17 protein-coding genes are annotated in these 19344 nt (G+C 62.9%); 9 read left to right on the forward strand and 8 right to left on the reverse strand.

All coding sequences use genetic code 11. The features are described from left to right. Window positions 1-7: 7 nt before the first annotated feature. Window positions 8-1069, reverse strand: coding sequence for a hemin-degrading factor (locus tag BM154_RS05615; RefSeq protein WP_074881373.1), 1062 nt, complete (start codon window positions 1067-1069; stop codon window positions 8-10). 192 nt (window positions 1070-1261) lie between these two features. Here BM154_RS05615 and BM154_RS05620 point away from each other — a divergent pair, with 192 nt between their 5' ends. Further along, window positions 1262-3466: a TonB-dependent hemoglobin/transferrin/lactoferrin family receptor gene (locus BM154_RS05620; protein ID WP_074881374.1), complete on the forward strand. Its 2205-nt coding sequence runs from the start codon at window positions 1262-1264 to the stop codon at window positions 3464-3466. A gap of 67 nt (window positions 3467-3533) precedes the next feature. Next, complete coding sequence (locus BM154_RS05625) at window positions 3534-3851, forward strand: Rieske (2Fe-2S) protein (protein ID WP_074881375.1); 318 nt, start codon at window positions 3534-3536, stop codon at window positions 3849-3851. Between the two features lie 16 nt (window positions 3852-3867). Here the strand turns inward: BM154_RS05625 and sfsA are convergent, their stop codons facing one another. Both sfsA and BM154_RS05635 read right to left on the reverse strand, forming a co-directional pair. Then, on the reverse strand, window positions 3868-4578 hold the full coding sequence (sfsA, locus tag BM154_RS05630) for a DNA/RNA nuclease SfsA (RefSeq protein ID WP_074881376.1): 711 nt from the start codon (window positions 4576-4578) through the stop codon (window positions 3868-3870). After that, window positions 4568-5749 (reverse strand): pyridoxal phosphate-dependent aminotransferase, encoded by a 1182-nt coding sequence (locus BM154_RS05635; protein ID WP_074881377.1) that lies wholly within the window; start codon window positions 5747-5749, stop codon window positions 4568-4570. The genes sfsA and BM154_RS05635 overlap by 11 nt, the downstream gene beginning before the upstream one ends. Before the next feature lie 317 nt (window positions 5750-6066). On the opposite strand from BM154_RS05635, the gene dksA reads away from it, so the two are divergent. The 3 genes from dksA to BM154_RS05650 all read left to right on the forward strand — a co-directional run bounded on the left by dksA (window position 6067) and on the right by BM154_RS05650 (window position 8046). Then, the gene (gene dksA / locus BM154_RS05640) at window positions 6067-6510 is read left to right on the forward strand and encodes an RNA polymerase-binding protein DksA (protein ID WP_013792734.1); all 444 of its coding nucleotides are present in this window, start codon (window positions 6067-6069) and stop codon (window positions 6508-6510) included. A gap of 62 nt (window positions 6511-6572) precedes the next feature. After that, entirely contained in the window at window positions 6573-7460 is an 888-nt protein-coding gene (gluQRS, locus tag BM154_RS05645; RefSeq protein WP_074881378.1) for a tRNA glutamyl-Q(34) synthetase GluQRS, read from the forward strand. A 52-nt stretch (window positions 7461-7512) separates the two neighbouring features. Next, on the forward strand, window positions 7513-8046 hold the full coding sequence (locus tag BM154_RS05650; RefSeq protein ID WP_074881379.1) for a hypothetical protein: 534 nt from the start codon (window positions 7513-7515) through the stop codon (window positions 8044-8046). A gap of 94 nt (window positions 8047-8140) precedes the next feature. Here BM154_RS05650 and BM154_RS05655 read toward each other — a convergent pair whose 3' ends face one another. After that, entirely contained in the window at window positions 8141-9031 is an 891-nt protein-coding gene (locus BM154_RS05655; protein ID WP_074881380.1) for an esterase/lipase family protein, read from the reverse strand. A 160-nt stretch (window positions 9032-9191) separates the two neighbouring features. On the opposite strand from BM154_RS05655, the gene BM154_RS24525 reads away from it, so the two are divergent. Beyond that, complete coding sequence (locus tag BM154_RS24525; RefSeq protein WP_279626209.1) at window positions 9192-9326, forward strand: hypothetical protein; 135 nt, start codon at window positions 9192-9194, stop codon at window positions 9324-9326. 119 nt (window positions 9327-9445) lie between these two features. After that, window positions 9446-9799: an osmotically-inducible lipoprotein OsmE gene (gene osmE, locus BM154_RS05660; protein ID WP_074881381.1), complete on the forward strand. Its 354-nt coding sequence runs from the start codon at window positions 9446-9448 to the stop codon at window positions 9797-9799. A 276-nt stretch (window positions 9800-10075) separates the two neighbouring features. On the opposite strand, the gene cysN is transcribed toward osmE, so the two are convergent. Both cysN and cysD read right to left on the reverse strand, forming a co-directional pair. Next, the gene (gene cysN / locus BM154_RS05665) at window positions 10076-11971 is read right to left on the reverse strand and encodes a sulfate adenylyltransferase subunit CysN (protein WP_074881382.1); all 1896 of its coding nucleotides are present in this window, start codon (window positions 11969-11971) and stop codon (window positions 10076-10078) included. A 12-nt stretch (window positions 11972-11983) separates the two neighbouring features. Then, window positions 11984-12901 (reverse strand): sulfate adenylyltransferase subunit CysD, encoded by a 918-nt coding sequence (cysD, locus tag BM154_RS05670; RefSeq protein ID WP_074881383.1) that lies wholly within the window; start codon window positions 12899-12901, stop codon window positions 11984-11986. Between the two features lie 367 nt (window positions 12902-13268). Between cysD and BM154_RS05675 the strand changes: the two genes are divergently transcribed. Then, a complete protein-coding gene (locus BM154_RS05675; protein ID WP_083414455.1) occupies window positions 13269-16130 on the forward strand; it encodes an autotransporter family protein in 2862 nt (953 codons plus the stop codon). A 58-nt stretch (window positions 16131-16188) separates the two neighbouring features. Here the strand turns inward: BM154_RS05675 and BM154_RS05680 are convergent, their stop codons facing one another. Beyond that, complete coding sequence (locus BM154_RS05680) at window positions 16189-16947, reverse strand: Nif3-like dinuclear metal center hexameric protein (protein WP_074881384.1); 759 nt, start codon at window positions 16945-16947, stop codon at window positions 16189-16191. Between the two features lie 109 nt (window positions 16948-17056). Here BM154_RS05680 and algW point away from each other — a divergent pair, with 109 nt between their 5' ends. Next, on the forward strand, window positions 17057-18202 hold the full coding sequence (gene algW, locus BM154_RS05685; RefSeq protein ID WP_074881385.1) for a Do family serine endopeptidase AlgW: 1146 nt from the start codon (window positions 17057-17059) through the stop codon (window positions 18200-18202). Window positions 18203-18267: 65 nt separating this feature from the next. Here algW and hisC read toward each other — a convergent pair whose 3' ends face one another. Then, window positions 18268-19320 (reverse strand): histidinol-phosphate transaminase, encoded by a 1053-nt coding sequence (hisC, locus tag BM154_RS05690; RefSeq protein ID WP_074881386.1) that lies wholly within the window; start codon window positions 19318-19320, stop codon window positions 18268-18270. Window positions 19321-19344: the final 24 nt, after the last annotated feature.

Raw genomic sequence — 19344 nt, forward strand, 5'->3', positions numbered from 1 at the left:
TGTAGCGTCAGGCTGGCAGGGCCGGGGTTTGCTCGGCCAGACGCCGCCAGTCATCACGCTCGGGCACGCCGGGCTTGCGCGCACCGAACAGCTGCAGGATCAGCTCACCCTTGGCGTCGAACGCTTCCCAGCTGGTGATCACCCCATCGGTGCTCGGCTTGCGCACCCGCCACAGGGTGTGAACCTCATTGGCCTTGAGGTGCAGGTTGAACTGCGGGTCCAGCACGTTGAACCAGGTGTCCATCCACTTCAGGTTGCTGACCGGCCCGGTGTGGATCTGGATGCAGTGGCGGTTGCCGACGAACACCATGATCGGCACCTCGGCCGCCGCGGCGCGCTCGAACAACCCTGGCAAGGCGTCGGGCGCCAGCGGCTCGGCCCACTCGCGCCCGGCCAGACGCAGGGCCTGGGTGCGGGTTGCGCCATGGTTTTTCAGCAGGGCGAAGAAATGATGGGTGTCCTTCAGCGCCGCCCAGCCGGCGCGTAGCGATTCACCGTCGATGGCTTCATCCGCCTGCACGGCTGCGGGCTCCGGCATGGGCTTGAGCGCCAGCTCGGCGCTTTGCTGCTCATCACGAAAGCGTGCGACCAGCGGCTCCCAGGCGGCCTGCTCGCTGTGGTCGGTGAGGTAGACCTTGTGCACCGCGGTGCCCTGGTGATCGAACACCTGGACGCTGCGCAGCACGCCACGGGGCGTCTGCTCGGCCACCGCAAAGGCGCTGGCCCAGCCGCCGAGGAACAGCCGCAGGTCGATATCCGGCGACACCACCAGGCCCATCTGGCCGTTACCGGCAATGGTCACCTCGCGGTAGACGCCCTTGCGCTCGTGCACGCAGGACTCGTTGCGGGTCAGCGCCATGACATGACCAAGCTCGCCGAGCGCCGGCAGTAAAGCCGCCCAGTCAGCACGCAGGCGCACCGTATCCACGCCCAGGCGGCTGGCCGTCAGCTCGCCCTCGCTGACCCCCAGCTGCGCCGCGGCATCCCGGGCGCGCAGATGCGGCTGCTCGGCGCGCAGGTCTTGCCAGGCGGCATACAGGCCTTCGCCGGCTACGGGTAGATCACTCATCACACCAACTCCTTGTGGGCCATCGACAGGCGGGGCGCCGTGAATCGAAAGGGTAAACGCCTTGCACGGGGAGCGAAACCGCTATCAGTTAGCGAATCTTAATTGACACATAATCTCTTTTACAAATAAGAATCATTAATATCTAATCAGCCGCCACTCACTTCGTATTCCGACATGATCAAGGAGAACCCCATGTCGAGTCGCCCGCCCTACCCGTTCCGCACCTGCCTGACCATCCTGCTGCTTGGTCCTGCGCTTGCCAGTGCAGAAATGCTGCAGCTGGAAAAGACCACGATTAGTGCAACCCGCAGCGAACAACCTGTCGATGCCGTCCCCAGTACCGTGACCGTACTGACCGGGCAGGATATCGACCGCCAGAACGTGAAGAACATCCGCGATCTGGTGCGTTACGAGCCTGGGGTGTCGGTCAGCGGAACGGGCAGCCGCTTTGGCCTGGCGGGCTTCACCATTCGCGGCATCGGCGGCAATCGTATCCTCACCCAGGTGGATGGCGTGCCGGTGCCGGACGCCTTCGCCTTCGGGCCCTTCCTCGACGCGCGGCGCAACTACGTCGACCCGGACACCCTCAAGCGCGTGGAGATCATCCGCGGCCCGGCCAGCTCGCTGTACGGCAGCGATGCGATTGGCGGCGCAGTCAGCTTCATGACCAAGGATGCCGCCGACTACCTGGAAGCCGGCAATGACGCCTATGCCCGCCTGAAAACCGGTTACGACGGCGCCGACGACAGCTGGTCGCGCAGTGCCACGCTTGCCGCACGTCTGGGCCAGGTCGACGGCCTGCTGCACCTGGGCCGCCGCGATGGCCAGGCGCTCGACACCTTTGGCGGCCGAAGCGGGATTGGAGCCGCGCGCGAAGAGGCCAACCATCAGGATTATCAGGCCAACAACCTGCTCGCCAAGCTCGGCTGGGATTACCTCGACGAGGATCGGCTGCAGCTGACCTACGAACGCTATGAAGACGATGCAGATACCCAGGTGCTCAGCGAATACAGCAGCACGGCTACAGTGCGCACCTCCGACGCCACCGATAACACCGATCGCCAGCGCCTCAGCCTGCAGCACAACTTCGCCTTGGATACCGCCATCGCCGACGGCGCCGAATGGCAGCTGAGTTATCAGCAAAGCCAGATTCGCCAACGCACCTACCAGCAGCGTTTCAGCGCTGGTGCCTTGCGTGAGCGCAACCGCGACTCGACCTATGAGGAAGATCTCTGGGCCTTCAATGCCAAGCTCGACAAGGCCTTCGATACCGGACCGGCGAGCCACCACCTGATCTACGGCGTTGACCTCAAGCGCCTGGAAAGCAGCGACCTGCGCAAGGGCCGCGAAGTATTCGTCAGCAGCGGCCTGCCGGTTCCGGCAATCCCTGGCGATGAAAGCTTCCCGCTCAGCGATTTCCCGGACCCGACGTCGACCGAATATGCGTTCTTCGTGCAGGACAGCATCGATATCGGCCGCTGGACCCTGCTGCCCGGCTTGCGCTACGACCACTACGAGATGAAGCCGGAGGTGACGCAACACTACCTGAACAGTCAGCCGATCAACCGCAACCCGGCCGATTACCGCGACGAGGCCATTTCACCGAAGCTCGGCATCACCTACCGCATCGACGACGCCCATAGCGTATATGGCCAGTATGCCGCGGGCTTCCGCGCGCCGAACCCGGTGGATATCTTTGGCGAGTTCATCAACTTCGCCCGTAATTACCAGACCATCGCCAACCCCGGCCTCAAGCCGGAAACCAGTGATAGTTATGAAGTCGGCCTACGCGGGCAGTATGCAGCCGGCGCCTTTGGTATCGCCCTGTTCTACAACCGCTACGACGATTTCATCGAGCAGGTGACCTTGGCCAATGACCCCACCGGGGCCGGGCGCATGACCTTCCAGTACCAGAACCTCGATCGGGTCACCATACGCGGCGCGGAAGCTCGCGGTGAATTGCTGCTGGACAGCCTTGGCATGCCGGCTGGCAGCCACCTGCGCAGCGCCATCGCCTATGCCCGCGGCAAGGACGAAGCGAGCGGCCAGCCGATCAACAGCATCGACCCGCTCAAGGCGGTGCTGGGCCTTGGCTACGATGCACCAAGCGGACGCTTTGGCGGCGAGCTGACCTGGACAGTGGCGGCCGCCAAGAAACGCGTCGATCAAACGCAGATCGCCAACCAGTTCGAACCCTCGGGCTACGGCACGCTGGATCTCAGTGCTTACTGGAATATCGGCTCCGGCGTATCGGTCAATGCCGGCCTGTTCAACCTGACGGACAAGCAATACTGGCAATGGGGCGACGTGCGCAGCCTTAGCGAAAACAACCAGAGCCTTGGCCGTTACGCCCAGCCTGGCCGCCACGCGGCCTTCAATGTGGTCTGGGAAATCTGAGCGGGCACGCGCCCCTTCCATCGCCAGGCCGATGGGGGATAATCCCCCGTCAGGCCTGGAGACTCCGATGATCCGTCTATGCGCCCCCCATGAGCTACCGGAAGCTCAGAGCCGGGGCTTCTGTATTGAAGACCTGCAACTGTTCGCCGTTCGCAAGGAGGGTGAGGTGTTCGTGTACCGCAACCGCTGCCCGCACCGAGGCGTGCCGCTGGAATGGCAGGCCGACCAGTTTCTCGACCCCAGCGCCAGCCTGATCCAGTGCGCCCGGCATGGCGCGCTGTTTCTGATCGAGTCCGGCGAGTGCGTGGCGGGGCCGTGCGAAGGCGAAGCGCTGCACGCAATCGACTGCCGAGAGGATGGCGAGGGAATCTGGGTCGACCTGTGAAAACGGGTGTTCGCCGTTACGTCAGCAGCACATCCAGGCGTCGTATTACCTCGATGCCCTGCGGCGAGATATCCACGCCATAGGCCAGCACCTCGACGCCCGCGCTCACCGCTTCAGCCAGAGCCGCCGCGTAGGCCGGGTCGATCTCCCGGGCAGGCCGCACCGCCTCGATACCCGACAGGTTCACGCAATACAGTTGCACGGCGCGCACGCCGCTGCGCGCCAGGGCCGCCAGCTCGCGCAGGTGCTTGGCGCCGCGCTCGGTGCGCGCGTCGGGAAAGGCGGCCACGGCGCTGTCGGCGAAGCCCAGGGTCACGCTCTTCACTTCGACGAAGGCCACGCCGCTGGCGTATTCGAGACAGAAATCCACCCGGCTGCGCTCCACGCCGTAAGGCACTTCACGGCGCAAGGCGCTGAAACCCGCGAGTTCAGGAATTCGCCCGGCACGTAGCGCTTCTTCCACCAGGCCATTGGCCCGTGCCGTGTTGATACAGGCCAGCCGCCCATGGGGCGTTTCGCCGACCTCCCAGGTGCCCGGCAGCTTGCGCTTGGGATCATCGGAGCGGCTGAACCACACCCGGCAGCCCTCGCTCATGCAGTTGAGCATCGAGCCGGTGTTCGGGCAGTGAATGGTCAGGCGTTCGCCCGAGGCGGTTTCGATATCGGCGAGAAAGCGCTTGTAGCGCCGCAGCAGACGGGCCTCTTCGAGGGGTGGATCAAACTGCATGGGGCTGCCAACGCTTCAGGCCGCGGGCAATCCGTGCAACCGCTTCTTCCAGGCGCGGCAGGCTCTGGGTATAGGCGAAACGCACATGGTGGCTGGCCTTGTAATGACCGAAGTCCAGGCCCGGCGTGAAGGCCACGTGCTCGGTTTCCAGGAAATGCTGGCAGAAGGCATAGGCATCACCGCCAAAGGCGCTGACGTCGGCATACAGATAGAAGGCGCCCTCGGGCTCGACGGCAATGCCGAAGCCCAGCTCGCGCAACGCCGGCAGCAGGAAATCGCGGCGCTCGGCAAAGGCGGCGCGACGTTCTTCGAAGATGGCCATCGACTCCGGCTGGAAGCAGGCCAGCGCGGCATGCTGGGCCATGCTCGGCGCGCTGATGTAGAGGTTCTGCGCCAGCTTCTCCAGGTCCGCCACCGCCGCCTCGGGCGCCACCAGCCAGCCCAGGCGCCAACCGGTCATGCCGAAGTACTTGGAGAAGCTGTTGAGCACGAACGCTTCGTCATCCACCTCCAGCACGCTGCTGGCGTCCACGCCGTAGGTCAGGCCGTGGTAGATCTCGTCGACCACCATATGCCCGCCACGGGCTTTCAGCGCCTGGGACAAGGCCGCGAGCTCGGCGGCGCTCAACAACGTGCCGGTCGGGTTGGCCGGCGAGGCGAGCAAGGCGCCGACGCTGTCGTCATTCCAGTGCTCGGCAACCGTTTCCGGTGTGAGCTGATAACGCTGCTCGGGGCCGACCGGTACCAGCTGCGCCGCCCCTTCGACCAGGCGCAGAAAGTGGCGATTGCACGGGTAGCCCGGATCGGCCAGCAGCCAGTGCTTGCCAGGGTCGACCAACAGGCTGGCGGCCAGCAGCAAGGCACCAGAGCCGCCTGGCGTGATGAGAATGCGCTGGGGGTCTATGCTCAGCCGATAGCGCCGGGCGTAGAAGCCGGCAATCGCCTCGCGCAGCGCCGGCAGCCCACGCGCCGCGGTATATCGAGTATGGCCGGCAGCCAGGGCCGCCTGGCCAGCGGCAACGATGGGCGCGGCAGTGGTGAAGTCCGGCTCGCCGATCTCCAGGTGGATGACGTCATGGCCTTCGGCCTGCAACTGATTGGCACGGGCCAGCAAGGCCATCACGTGGAAAGGTTCGATCGCGCGGCTGCGGGCGCTGTAAGGCTGTGCCATGGGATTGCCTTGAGAAACGATAAAGGTGGAATTGTATCAGCGGTGCCCTGTCATACCGTGCCAACGCACCACTGAAATACGTGTTTACATTGCGATTGCAGGCACCCTGCGCCAGGGCATGGGGTGGCTCATCGGGCCCACCGCGAAGCCCTGGCGGGGCCGGCTCGAAACCAGACGCACAACCGCGACATCCGGGAGTGGCGCGGCTTGTGTCGATCTGGTAAGTTCGCCCGCTTGCAGTCGCAGGGCCGTTATTGTAAACGGCAACGGACACATTCCCTGCGCAGTGGATTAGAGAGAGTGAGAGGCGGTCATCCATGCCCACCAAAGCAAAAGCTACAAACGGCCAATTGATTCGTGGCTTCGAACCCTACAAGGAAACCAAGGGCGAGGAGTACATGAGCGAGGCGATGCGCGCCCACTTCACCAGTATCCTGAACAAATGGAAGCTGGAGCTGATGCAGGAAGTCGATCGTACCGTGCACCATATGCAGGACGAAGCGGCCAACTTCCCGGATCCAGCCGACCGCGCCAGCCAGGAAGAAGAATTCAGCCTGGAGCTGCGTGCCCGTGATCGTGAGCGCAAGCTGATCAAGAAGATCGACGAGACGCTGCAGCTGATCGAAGACGAAGACTACGGCTGGTGCGATTCCTGTGGTGTCGAGATCGGTATCCGTCGCCTGGAAGCCCGCCCTACCGCCACCCTGTGCATCGATTGCAAGACCCTGGCGGAAATCAAGGAAAAACAGGTCGGCTCCTGAGTCGATCAACAGACGGGGCGCTTAGGCGCCCCGTTTCGTTTCGCCCGTTTGAACGCCCCGCCATGCCAAACTCCCCCTATATCGGTCGCTTCGCCCCAACCCCCAGTGGCTACCTGCACTTCGGCTCGCTGGTCGCTGCCCTCGCCTCCTATCTCGATGCCCGTTCCGTCGGCGGCCGCTGGCTGCTGCGCATGGAAGATCTCGACCCGCCGCGGGAAGTCCCCGGTGCCCAGGCCGCCATCCTGCAGACCCTGGAGCGCTATGGCCTGCACTGGGACGGTGAACTGGTACGCCAGAGCGAGCGCCACGACGAATATGAAGCGCTGGTACAGCGCCTGTTCGACCAGGGCCTGGCCTACGCCTGCACTTGCTCGCGCAAGCAGCTCGAGGGCAGCGGCGGTATCTACCCGGGCTACTGCGCCAATGCCGGCCACAGTCGCCACGACGCGGCGATCCGCCTGCGGGTGCCACAACTGACCTACCGCTTCAATGATCGGGTGCAGGGTGAATACAGCCAGCACCTGGGCCGTGAGGTCGGCGACTTCGTCATCCGTCGTCGTGATGGCCTGTACGCCTACCAGCTCGCCGTGGTGCTCGATGACGCCTGGCAGGGCATCAACAATGTGGTGCGCGGCGCCGACCTGCTCGACTCGACGCCGCGCCAGCTCTACCTGCAGGAGCTGCTGGGTTTCTCCCAGCCGCGTTACCTGCATGTTCCGCTGATCATCCAGCCCGACGGCCACAAGCTCGGCAAGTCCTATCGTTCGCCCCCCTTGCCCGGCGACCAGGCTACGCCGCTGCTGCTGCGTGCCCTGCGCGCCCTGGGTCAGCCCACACCGAGTGAGCTGGCCGACGCCAGCGCCGAAGAACTGTTGCGCTGGAGTGCGGCCCGCTGGGATGCAGACCTTATTCCGCGGACTCGCAACCTGGCGGAAAGCCAATTGCGCTGAGCGCTGCTAACGGGCAGCCTTGCGCCCCCACCGACACCATCAGGATTCCGCCATGCGCGTCCAGCTCGAAGAACTCATCGGCAAAATCAGCTCGGGCTGCCTGCCACAGGCCGAAATCACCCGCATCGCCGACGAAGCGGCCCAGGCCTATGCCGATCCCGCCGCCTTCCTGGCCGCCAACCCGGACATCAATTACGACGACAGCTTTCCCATTCCCCTGGGCGAGTGGATGGTGGTCGGCAACCTGCCCGACACCGTGCTGTTCCAGGCCGACAGCTACGAAGAGCTGTTCAGCCAGATCACTGGCTCGTTCGGCCCTGAAGTGAACTTCGTGCTCACCGCCAAGCAGCTCAAGAAGGTCGAGCCGCTCAAGGCGCTCAATCGCATTCAGGTGCAGCTCGGTAGCCTTTCCAAGGAAACCCAGGGTTATACGCTGGTCGATTTCAGCGAGCCGCTGGATGACGAACTGCAGGCCGTGCTGGTTTACACCAGTGACCTGCCGCGGGTGCTGGAGCTGGCAGTCGAAGTAGGTATCTACGCGGCGCCGGCCTACGAAGCGCTCAAGGCGGCGCAGGCCGAACAGTGAGTGCGGCCCACCCCTAGGGCTGCATCACGCTTGAGGAGGCCCCCGGTATCGCATCGCGCGACCCGGCCCAGGGTCGCGCGTTCGCACAGCCGCGTTACAGACCGGCCTCGTGCAGGCGGCGTAGGTGCTCGATATACAGGCTGATCGGGTCGACACCCTCGCCGACCCGGCCAAACTGCTGGTTGACGATATCCAAATGGTCGAGCGGATAGTCGTCGCGGATTACCTTGCCAAGGTGCGAACTGACCCGCCCGACCATGCCATCGCACTGCCCGGCCTCGCGCACGAAGGTGCGGGCGAAGCGTCGGCAGAACCAGTTCGACAGATCCTTGCGATTGCCGCCCGCGTCGGTGATACCGGGCTGCAAGGTGCCGGACCAGGAGTAGTAGCGCACGCCGTTGACCTCCTCCGGCCCCTCTTCGCCCCAGGCCGAGGGCAAGCCTTGCGGGTACTGATGGTTGAAGATGCCCACACCCTCGGAGGTCAGCGAGCGGTGGGCGGCGATGGCATTTATCGGCATCGTCGCACCGCGCGCACCGCTGTCCACCAGGGTGAACAGCCGCGCCAGCATATGGGTGCCCAGGCGCAGCAGCAGGCTACTCAGGCTGTTCGAGGCGTACTTGCGTTCCAGGTGATCGGCCAGTTCCGAGCCCTGATGGGGGCCCGCCACGGAAGTGACCGAAGCGACCCATTCCGGTCGGTGCGCGGCGGCATAACGGCACACCAGCGCACCCTGGCTGTGACCGATCAGGTGCACCTTTTCCGCCCCACTGCGCCGACGCGCCTCGGCGATCTGCAGCACCAACTGCTCGCCGCGCAGTTCGGTGGCGTGCACCGGCGACAGGCGTGCTGGGTAAACGTCCACGCCCTGGTTACGCAACGCGGTGGTGATGCCATACCAGTATTCGAAACCGAACAGGCTGACAAAACCCAGCATGCCGGGAACTAAAACCAGTGGATACTGGGGAACTGCACGATGACCCATTTCAGTCTCCATTGGGGCGTTACCCTGACCAGGCCCTGGTCAAGCGCAACGCACATCATGACCGTCGATGGCCACTATCGAGCCGTTCGACTTCTTCCCTGACTGCCTCGGCCCTAGCATGGTTCCGTGAAGCAACAAATGCCCAGAGACGAGGTACACCATGAAAGCCCTGACCATTGCCCTGCTACTGAGCCTGATGAGCGCGCAGGCACTGGCACTGCCCAGTCGCCACCCGGCGCCTATTCTGGGCGAGGCTATCGACAGCAGCCAACTGCAAGCCGACTTCGCCCAGTAGCGCCATGCGCTAGTTGGGCACGCGAACGAGGTTGCATCTGCCCTTGCGATTTAAGCCGAACTTAATTACCTGGCCCAGGCTCAGAAAAATGGTCTGGTTCATCACAAGGGAAATTAACCATGTTCAAGCAAAGCCTGGGTGCTGCATGCGTATTGGCCGTTCTGACCGGTTGTGCCGGCAAGCCTGAAAATCCGGTCGACCACATCACCTTCCGCAACGAGCCGCTGGTCAAGCAGGTCGAGAAGGACATGACCAAGTCCACCGTCCTGGAGCTGGGCGGCCCACCCTCTACGGAAATCAATCGCACCGTGGCGCCGGGCACCTGCAACAACTACATCCTCAACAAGGATGGCAAGGAGCAGCCCTACTACGTCGCATTCAACTCCGCTGACCGCGTGGAAAGCAAAGGCTTCCTGACCTGCGAGCAGATGGAAATCAACGCGCGCGAACGCGCCCGTGGCAACGGCATCTGATTGCCGCCAGCCGGAAATGAAAAATGCCCGCCTCCTAGGAGAGCGGGCATTTTTATATCCACCAAAACCTGCTTATGACCTTGCGAGCTAAAGCGCTGCAAGGCAAAAGCAGGCGAGGAAGCGGTCGGGGTCGCGGACGAGTGTGCTGTAGCCCACTCACATTACTCGCTTCGCTCGCTCCTTCGTAGCCGCACTAAAGTGCGTTAGCCGCAAGCGGCTTTCCGAGCCTCTTTTTAACGCAGCAGCGCCGAAGCGCAGCTGGTCATAAGCAGGTTTTTAGATGGCGCCGCGAGTACGCAGGACGGCCAGAACCTGTTTGACGCCCTCCTCCACCGACAGGCTTTGGGTATCGATGACCAGGTCGGCATCCAGCGGCACATCGTACGGGAAGGACTCCCCCGGGATGTTGTCCCCGGCAGCCGCGTACAGCCCTTGCGGGTCACGCTCGGCACATACCTGCGGCGAAGCCTGCACATACACGGTGATCAGCCGCTCTGCACCGATCAGCACCTTGGCCTGTTCACGCCCTTCGGCATCGGGTGCCACGAAAGCCGCCAAAGTCAGCAGGCCCGCCTCGTTGAACTGACGCGCCACGTGCGCGGCACGGCGCCAGTTCTCGGTACGCCCGGCACGATCCTGCGGCAAGCCCTTGTTCAGGTCATGGCGCAGGTTCTGGCCATCGAGCACGTAGACCGCACGGCCCATGTCGAACAGCTTGCGCTCCACGGCATAAGCCAGGGTGCTCTTGCCGGCGCCGGAGAGGCCGCTGAACAGCACGGTGGCCGGCCGCTGGCCGAAACGCGCGGCGCGTTCTGCGGTGGATACATGGCCGCTTTCGCTGTGATGACCGGCGCCGCTACCCAGCGCATCGGCGATGATCATGCCTGCGCCGACGGTACCGTTGGTCAGGCGGTCGATGATGATGAACGCGCCCGTGGTGCGGTTGTGCTCGTAGCCGTCGAGCGCGATTGGCGCATCGAGGGCAACCTTGACCTTGCCGATCTCGTTGAGCTGCAGGCTGCTGGACGCGCCCTGCTCCAGGGTGTTCACATCGACCCGGTGGGTGATGCTGGCAATCGAGCCCGGCACATAGCTGGTGGCGCGTTTGATGTCGTATTTCTTGCCCGGCAGCATCGGCTCTTCGGCCATCCACACCAGCATGGCGTCGAACGTGTCGACCACCTGCGGGCGGTTGTCGGCGTGCACCAGCATGTCGCCGCGCGAGACGTCGATCTCGTCTTCCAGGGTCAGGGTGATGGCCTGGCCCGGGCCGGCCTGTTCCAGCTCACCTTCGTAGGTGACGATGGACTTGACCTTGCTGCCCTTGCCCGACGGCAACGCGATGACCTCGTCGCCCTTGCGTACGATGCCGCTGGCCAGGGTGCCGGCGAAACCGCGGAAGTTGAGGTTCGGGCGGTTGACGTACTGCACCGGGAAGCGCAGGTCGTCGAAGTTGCGGTCGCCCGCCACTTCCACGCTCTCGAGAATCTCCATCAGCGACTGGCCGGTGTACCACGGCGAGCGCTCGGACTTGTTGACCACGTTGTCGCCCTTGAGGGCCGACATGGGCACGAACTCCAGGGTGGTCGGGCGCAGGTCGATCTTCTCGGCGAACGCCAGGTAATCGGCCTTGATCTGCTCGAACACGCCTTGATCGAAGTTCTTGAGGTCCATCTTGTTGATGGCCACGACGATATGCTTGATGCCCAGCAGCGAGGCGATAAAGCTGTGCCGGCGGGTCTGGGTCTGCACGCCGTAACGGGCGTCGATCAGGATGATCGCCAGGTCGCAGGTCGAGGCGCCGGTGGCCATGTTGCGCGTGTACTGCTCGTGACCGGGGGTGTCGGCGATGATGAACTTGCGCTTGGCGGTGGAGAAATAACGGTAGGCGACATCGATGGTGATGCCCTGCTCGCGCTCGGCCTGCAGGCCGTCGACCAGGAGCGCCAGGTCAACTTCCTCACCGGTGGTGCCGCTCTTCTTCGAGTCGCGGGTGATGGCTTCCAGATGGTCTTCGTAGATCATCTTGGAGTCGTGCAGCAAACGCCCGATCAGGGTGCTCTTGCCGTCGTCGACGTTGCCACAGGTCAGGAAGCGCAGCAGTTCCTTGCGCTCGTGTTGCGCCAGGTAAGCGTGAATGTCCTGGCCGATCAAATCGGATTGATGACTCATGGTGCGTGATCCTCAGAAATAGCCCTGACGTTTCTTTTCTTCCATCGACCCGGCGGCGTCGTGATCGATCACCCGGCCCTGGCGCTCGGAAGTACGGGTCAGGAGCATTTCCTGGATGATGTCGGTCAGGCTCTCGGCCTCGGACTCCACCGCACCGGTCAGTGGGTAGCAGCCCAGGGTGCGGAAGCGCACCTTCTTCTTCTGGATGCGCGCCTTCTCCTCGTCGCTGAGGTGTTCGAGGATGCGCTCGTCATCGATCATGATCAGCGTGCCGTTCTTCTCGATCACTTCGCGCTCGGCGGCGAAGTACAGCGGCACGATCGGGATCTGCTCCAGATAGATGTACTGCCAGATATCCAGCTCGGTCCAGTTGGAGAGCGGGAACACGCGGATCGACTCGCCCTTCTTGACGTTGCCGTTGTAAACGTTCCACAGCTCGGGGCGCTGGTTCTTGGGGTCCCAGCGGTGCTTGCTGTCGCGGAACGAGTACACGCGCTCCTTGGCGCGGGACTTCTCCTCGTCGCGGCGCGCACCACCGAAAGCAGCATCGAAGCCGTACTTGTCCAGCGCCTGCTTGAGGCCCTCGGTCTTCATCACGTCGGTGTGCTTGGCACTGCCGTAGGTGAAGGGGTTCATGTCCTGCGCCACGCCATCAGGGTTGATGTGGGTGATCAGGTCCAGACCCATCTCGCTGACCATCTTGTCGCGGAAGCGGTACATCTCCTGGAATTTCCAGCGCGTGTCGACGTGCATCACCGGAAACGGCAGCTTGCCGGGAAAGAATGCCTTGCGCGCCAGATGCAGCATCACGGCGGAATCCTTGCCGATGGAATAGAGCATCACCGGGTTATCGAATTCGGCGGCCACTTCACGAATGATGTGGATACTTTCCGCCTCGAGCTGTTTCAAGTGCGTCAGTTTATCGAGCATGGCTACTCACGAGGTCACGGTATTTTATTCAGGCCAGACGGGCCTTGGACGAGGGCGCACTCTAGCACAGCACCTTCTTCTAATCAGGGCGCTGCTTAGATCGAAGCGATATAGGTTTATTCCACTGAAATAGTCAGCAACCAGGTCCGCGTATGGCCCCTTCAGGCGGCTCCTCTGCATGCCGGCCGAGCGGGGCCGGGGAACCGCAGCGCCGCAACTCTGTGATGCGCGCGGCAGCTTCGCTGGCTAAGCCTTGACTCAGGCGCCACCACTGCGCACCCTTGCCCGCGTCGCCCGCTTGCCTGAGGCGACACGCGCCCGGCTTGCGGCGCTATCGGAACCCGCTACTGCGCTCAAGGAGAGCCCCATGCAACACAGCCCCCTATCCCTTTCCCTCCTCACCCTCGCCATTGCAGCTGCCAGCCTCTCAGCCGAGGCAGAAACCTACCAGATCGATAACGGTCCCAAGAGCTGGGAGAACGTCGTCATTGCAGATGGCCTTAGCATCGGTGGTGAGCTGACCACGCCAGCCAACGCGCTGACCCTGAAGCCGGGAACCCACGTGCAGGGCGACCTGATTATCGATGCCTCGATCAATACGACAGGCGCCGAAAGCTCACAGGAACGTTACAGTCGTCCGCTCACTCTTGGGGAAGGATTGATCGCTTTCTCCGATGAGGTGCGCATTGATGGCGGACTCATCAATAAGGGTAATTTGATCGCCAACGGTATCAGCGCCGTCGGCATCCAGGGGCGCAATCTCTCCATAGATGGCACGCTCAGCAACACAGGCCTGATCAGTGTCCGGGACACCTACATACTGGACGCCCAGAACCACCTCTTGGGCGATGCGATGCCTGCCGGCATAAGCCTGAGCGAAACCCGCGTGGGTAGTCTGAGCAATAGCGGACGCATTGAAGTGATCAGTGCGGATATTGGCAGAGGTATAGAGCTGATACGCACCCCATTGGCCGGCGCCCTTGAAAATACCAGCAGCGGCAGTGTCGAGGTGACTGGTGATGAAGTGCACGCCATCGCCGTCAACTTCAAAAGTGATCTGGCCGAACTGATCAACGCAGGAACGGTACGTGCAACGGGCATCAAGTCGCGTGATGACTCCCGTAATTTGAGCGAAGCCAACGGCATAACCGTCGGCGACAGCATCGTTCGCGGCCGGCTGCTCAACAGCGGCACCATCACCGTCAGTGGCTATGAAGCCACTGGCATTGACCTTATCGCCTATAGCGGTAACGGCGATCAGGCGCGCGTCGATGGGGATCTTGTCAACAGCGGAAGCATCGATGTGACCGCCGTGGACGAGACTGGAGCAACCGCCCGTGCCATCGACATTTCCAATGCAACCATCGGCGGTAAGCTGAACAACAGCGGCTCCATTACTGCAAGCGGTGCAGATTCGGTGGGCATCTATGTCGAGAAGAGTCGCATTGCGGGTGACATTATCAACAGCGGTACGATCAAAGGTGATCGCGCAGGTATCTACCTGTCGAGTATGGATTCCAACAGCAACCTACCCGGCTATGCTCCGTTCAGCATCATCTATCAGAATGGTGGGCTAATCGAGGGTGGTGAATACGCTATCTACTCCGATACGCAAAACAATAACTCACGACTGATCTGGGGGGGAGGTACGATAAAGGGGAATGTTCACGGCATGACCTATATAGACATCGTCGGGGACGCCACGTTTGACGGCGACCACCTTAACGACGGCGATCATTATGGTGGCGTGGATATTTACAACGCCGACGATAGCCCCCTGGGCAGACCGGGAAAACTGACACTGCTTAAACCTCATGTGACGCTGGATGGCTATCTTGAAATGAACCGCGGCACGGTGTTGCAACTTAACCTCAGTGATGCAACCGATCCCGACAAGGCCATTCTCAAAGTTAAAGAGGAGGCATACTTTTCGGAAGAAAGCAGCATCGCGCTTCGCCCTACTTCGGAAGCCTTTCGTGCGGCGGGCAAAGAGTACAAACTGGTGCACGCTGATGGGGGGATTGAGTACGACGGTGACCGTAGCCTGGTCGTCAGTAGCTCACCACTGTTAACCGTCAATTCGTCTCGAATCACCGGTACCGAAGTATTGGCCACCGTTAGCAGCGTATCTGACCAGCAGGCCAGCGAGGTCCTCGGTCAGGCCGGCAGCAGCCCCAACGCCCGCCGTGCCTTCCAGCCGTTCTACGCAAATGTAATGCCCCAACTGGACAGCAGCGACCCGGTATTCCAGGCGTTCGCTAATGCCGAGGAGGCACAACTTGCAGCCCTCAGCGAGCAACTCACGCCCCAGGTTGATGGCGCGGTACAGGCTGCAGCCAATGCGGTGCAAAGCATGGTCAGCGGTGCCGTTGGCTCCCGGACTTCTTCCCTGCGCGGCGCTTCGTCCGGCTCGCCATTCAGCGAAACCGGCTTCTGGGTTCAAGGCCACGACAGCGATCTGCGCCAGGGCCGTCGCAGCGGCATCGCCGGTTACGACGCCGACAGCCGCGGCCTGAGCCTTGGCCTCGACGGCAAGCTCGACGAGCAGTGGACGCTGGGTGTGGCCTACAGCAACCTGGATACCAAGGTCAGTGGCCGCACCGGCAACAAGAGCGAGATCGACAGCCAGGTACTGACCCTGTATTCGGGCTTCGAACAGGGCCCGGTATTCGTCGATACCAGCCTGAGCTACGGCTTCAACGACAACACCAGCAAGCGCAACATCGCCGGCACCCGTGCCAAGGGCGACTTCGACAGCCAGTCTCTGGCGCTGAATCTGGAGGCGGGCTATGGGCTGCATGCTGGCAGCGTCACCCTGGAGCCTCGCGTAGCCACACGCTATAGCCGCCTGGACATCGACAGTTATCGCGAAAAGGGCTCTTCGGCTGCACTGGCAGTCAGCAGCCAGCGCTACGAAGCTATCGAACTCGGCGCGGGTGCACGTCTAGCCAGCCAGTTCTCCGTCGGCCAGGGCACCCTGGAGCCGGAACTGAAGCTGATGGCCTACCATGATTTCGCGGCCGACCGTGCCAGCAGTACATCGAGCTTCGTGCTCGGCGGCTCGTCGTTCGTGACTCATGGTGCCAGCCCGGCACGTGACAGTTATGAGGCCAGCCTGGGCGTCAACTACCGGCTCGGCGCCTTGAGCCTTGGGGCAGGCTATGAGCATGTCGGCCGCTCGGGATTCGATGCCGATACCCTGCGTGCCAAGGTACGTTACGACTTCTGATCGTGACGGTGGCGTTCAGGGTCAAGCCTGGACGCCACCACCTTCCTCACCGGCGCTGTCAAATCGGATTCGGGCAATCGATGAACAGGTGCTCGATGGCGAAGCGTCGGCTCAGGTACTCGCCCAATGCCTGCACACCATAACGCTCGGTGGCATGGTGCCCGGCGGCGATGAAGCTGACGCCGTTCTCCCGGGCACTGTGGTAGGTCTGCTCCGAGGCCTCACCGGTCAGATACAGGTCGACGCCGGCCGCGATGGCCTGGTCGATATAGCCCTGGCCGCCCCCTGTGCACCAGCCGATACGGCTGACCATACGCGCCTCCTCCACCAGCAATGGCTCGCGGCCCAACACTTCATACACGCGACGGGCGAAGTCGCGGGCGCTGACTGGCTGCGCCAGCGATCCGACCAGGCCGACGGTACGCGGGTTATCGGGCTCGAGCGGGCCTTCGACGGTGATATCGAGCTGCCGCGCCAGTTGCACGTTATTGCCCACTTCAGGGTGCAGGTCGAGCGGCAGATGGTAGGCCAGCAAGCTGATGTCGTTGGCCAGCAGGCTTTTCAGTCGGCGCTGCTTCATGCCGGTGATACAAGGGTTTTCGCCCTTCCAGAAATAGCCGTGATGCACCAGCAGGACATCGGCGCGCGCTTCGACGGCGGCCTCGATCATCGCCAGGCTGGCGGTCACGCCACTGACGATGCGCTGCACCTGCGGCCGCCCCTCGACCTGCAGGCCGTTGGGGCAGTAATCGGCGATGCGTGAGGCGCCAAGATAGCGCTCGGCGTCCTCAACGAGAGTGGTCAGGGCAATGGCCATACAGATTTCCTCACGAACGGTGGCGAACCGCTGCTTTCTTGGCACGGTTCTCTATAATGGCGCACCTTAAGGGCCCGATAGGGGCCTCGCAACCCTCAGGATTGGATCGATGCTCAAGGCCCTGCGTTTCTTCGGCTGGCCACTACTGGTTGGCGTTCTGGTGTCGCTGCTGATCATGCAGCAGTACCCGCAGCTGGTCGGTTTGCCCATGCATGACGTGCAACTGCGCCAGGCGCCGGTCTACACGCGCTCCCAGGAGGGCCCTGCCTCCTACGCCACGGCCGTCAGCGTCGCTTCGCCAGCGGTGGCCAACCTGTACACCACCAAATACGTAGGCAAGTCCAATCATCCGCTGCTCGACGACCCGCAGTTCCGCAAGTTCTATGGCGAGAATCTGCCCGGCCAGCGGCGCATGGAGTCCAGCCTCGGCTCGGCGGTGATCATGAGCCCGGAAGGCTACCTGCTGACCAATAACCACGTGACCGCCAATGCCGACCAGATCGTGGTGGCCCTCAAGGATGGTCGTGAAACCCTGGCGCGGGTGATCGGCAGCGACCCGGAGACCGACCTGGCCGTGCTGAAGATCGACCTCAAGGATCTGCCGGCGATGACCCTGGGGCGCTCCGACAATATCCGCATCGGCGACGTGACCCTGGCCATCGGCAACCCCTTCGGCGTCGGTCAGACCGTGACCATGGGCATCATCAGCGCCACCGGCCGTAACCAGCTGGGCCTCAACACCTACGAAGACTTCATCCAGACCGATGCGGCGATCAACCCGGGCAACTCCGGCGGTGCACTGGTTGACGCCTACGGCAACCTGGTCGGCATCAACACGGCGATCTTCTCCAAATCCGGCGGCTCCCAGGGCATCGGTTTCGCCATCCCGGTAAAGCTGGCGATGGAAGTAATGCAGGCGATCATCGAGCATGGCAAGGTGATCCGCGGCTGGCTAGGCCTCGAAGTGCAGCCGCTGACCCCGGAGCTGGCCGAGTCCTTTGGTCTGGAAGGCCGCCAGGGCATCATCGTCGCCGGTATCTACCGTAACGGTCCGGCGCAGAAAGCCGGCCTGCAACCCAACGACCTGATTCTCAAGATCGACGGTGAACCGGCAGGCGATGCTCGCCGTTCGATGAACCAGGTCGCCCGCGCCAAACCGGGCGAGACCATTCGCATCGAAGTGATGCGCAACGGCAAGCCAATGGAGCTCAAGGCCGAGATCGGTATCCGTCCGCCAGTGGCCACCAGCAACTAGCGCTCGCAGCTGGAGCAGATACAAAAAGCCAGGGCCTGGGCCCTGGTTTTTTATGTGGCTATCGATCAGAGCGCCGCGAGGGCATCGAGCAGTGCCTGGTTCTGCTCGGGCGAGCCGATGCTGATGCGCAGGAACTGGGCGATGCGCGCTTGCTTGAAGTGGCGCACGATCACCCCCTGCTCACGCAAGGCGGCAGCGATGCCGGCCGCGTCACGCCCAGGGTGGCGGGCGAAGATGAAGTTGGCCGCCGATGGCAGCACCTCGAACCCCAGTGCCTGCAGACCGGCAACCACCTGTTCGCGGCTGTCGATCACCGCCGCGCAGGTCTGCTCGAAATAGGCGCGATCCTCGAACGCAGCCGCGGCGCCAGCGATGGCGATACGGTCCAGCGGGTAGGAGTTGAAGCTGTTCTTGATCCGCTCCAGGGCCTCGATCAGGTCCTCGTGGCCCACCGCCAGGCCGACGCGCAGGCCGGCCAGCGAGCGCGACTTGGACAGCGTCTGGGTGACCAGCAGGTTCGGGTACCGGCTCACCAGGCTGATCGCCGATTCGCCGCCAAAGTCGATATAGGCCTCGTCCACCAGCACCACGCTATCCGGGTTGGCTTGCAGCAGACGCTCCACGGCCTCGAGCGCCAGCAGGCAGCCGGTCGGCGCGTTCGGGTTGGGGAAAATGATGCCGCCGTTGGGCCGCGCATAGTCCTCGATGCGGATCTGGAACTGCTCGTCCAGGGCGATCGGCTCGGCCTGGATGCCGTACAGCCCGCAGTAGACCGGGTAGAAGCTGTAGCTGATATCGGGGAACAGCAGCGGCTTGCCGTGCTGGAACAGGCCGTGGAAGGCGTGGGCCAGGACTTCGTCCGAGCCGTTGCCGACGAACACCTGGCTGGCCGGCACGCCATAGTGAGCGGCGACGGCCTGCTTGAGGCGATCGCCATTGGGATCGGGGTACAGACGCAGGTCGTCATTGAGCTCCGCCTGCATGGCGGCGATGGCCTTGGGCGACGGGCCGTAGGGATTTTCGTTGGTGTTGAGCTTGACCAGCTTGGTCAGCTTCGGCTGCTCACCCGGCACATAGGGCACCAGGTCTTTGACGAAGGGGCTCCAGAATTTGCTCATCTGCCCTTCTCTCCTCGAATTCGA

Origin of the sequence: Phytopseudomonas argentinensis, from assembly GCF_900113905.1 — a bacterium.
GTDB classification, from domain to species: Bacteria; Pseudomonadota; Gammaproteobacteria; order Pseudomonadales; family Pseudomonadaceae; genus Aquipseudomonas; species Aquipseudomonas argentinensis.

What these genes read in the sequence shown, in the direction of transcription:
- BM154_RS05680 (WP_074881384.1), bottom strand. Translation starts at nt 16,947, where the DNA reads ATGGCCATTGCCCTGACCACTCTCGTTGAGGACGCCGAGCGCTATCTT.
- cysD (WP_074881383.1), bottom strand. Translation starts at nt 12,901, where the DNA reads ATGCTCGATAAACTGACGCACTTGAAACAGCTCGAGGCGGAAAGTATC.
- BM154_RS05615 (WP_074881373.1), bottom strand. Translation starts at nt 1,069, where the DNA reads ATGAGTGATCTACCCGTAGCCGGCGAAGGCCTGTATGCCGCCTGGCAA.
- sfsA (WP_074881376.1), bottom strand. Translation starts at nt 4,578, where the DNA reads ATGCAGTTTGATCCACCCCTCGAAGAGGCCCGTCTGCTGCGGCGCTAC.
- cysN (WP_074881382.1), bottom strand. Translation starts at nt 11,971, where the DNA reads ATGAGTCATCAATCCGATTTGATCGGCCAGGACATTCACGCTTACCTG.
- hisC (WP_074881386.1), bottom strand. Translation starts at nt 19,320, where the DNA reads ATGAGCAAATTCTGGAGCCCCTTCGTCAAAGACCTGGTGCCCTATGTG.
- BM154_RS05675 (WP_083414455.1), top strand. Translation starts at nt 13,269, where the DNA reads ATGCAACACAGCCCCCTATCCCTTTCCCTCCTCACCCTCGCCATTGCA.
- BM154_RS05655 (WP_074881380.1), bottom strand. Translation starts at nt 9,031, where the DNA reads ATGGGTCATCGTGCAGTTCCCCAGTATCCACTGGTTTTAGTTCCCGGC.
- BM154_RS05625 (WP_074881375.1), top strand. Translation starts at nt 3,534, where the DNA reads ATGATCCGTCTATGCGCCCCCCATGAGCTACCGGAAGCTCAGAGCCGG.
- gluQRS (WP_074881378.1), top strand. Translation starts at nt 6,573, where the DNA reads ATGCCAAACTCCCCCTATATCGGTCGCTTCGCCCCAACCCCCAGTGGC.
- BM154_RS24525 (WP_279626209.1), top strand. Translation starts at nt 9,192, where the DNA reads ATGAAAGCCCTGACCATTGCCCTGCTACTGAGCCTGATGAGCGCGCAG.
- BM154_RS05650 (WP_074881379.1), top strand. Translation starts at nt 7,513, where the DNA reads ATGCGCGTCCAGCTCGAAGAACTCATCGGCAAAATCAGCTCGGGCTGC.
- BM154_RS05635 (WP_074881377.1), bottom strand. Translation starts at nt 5,749, where the DNA reads ATGGCACAGCCTTACAGCGCCCGCAGCCGCGCGATCGAACCTTTCCAC.
- algW (WP_074881385.1), top strand. Translation starts at nt 17,057, where the DNA reads ATGCTCAAGGCCCTGCGTTTCTTCGGCTGGCCACTACTGGTTGGCGTT.
- dksA (WP_013792734.1), top strand. Translation starts at nt 6,067, where the DNA reads ATGCCCACCAAAGCAAAAGCTACAAACGGCCAATTGATTCGTGGCTTC.
- osmE (WP_074881381.1), top strand. Translation starts at nt 9,446, where the DNA reads ATGTTCAAGCAAAGCCTGGGTGCTGCATGCGTATTGGCCGTTCTGACC.
- BM154_RS05620 (WP_074881374.1), top strand. Translation starts at nt 1,262, where the DNA reads ATGTCGAGTCGCCCGCCCTACCCGTTCCGCACCTGCCTGACCATCCTG.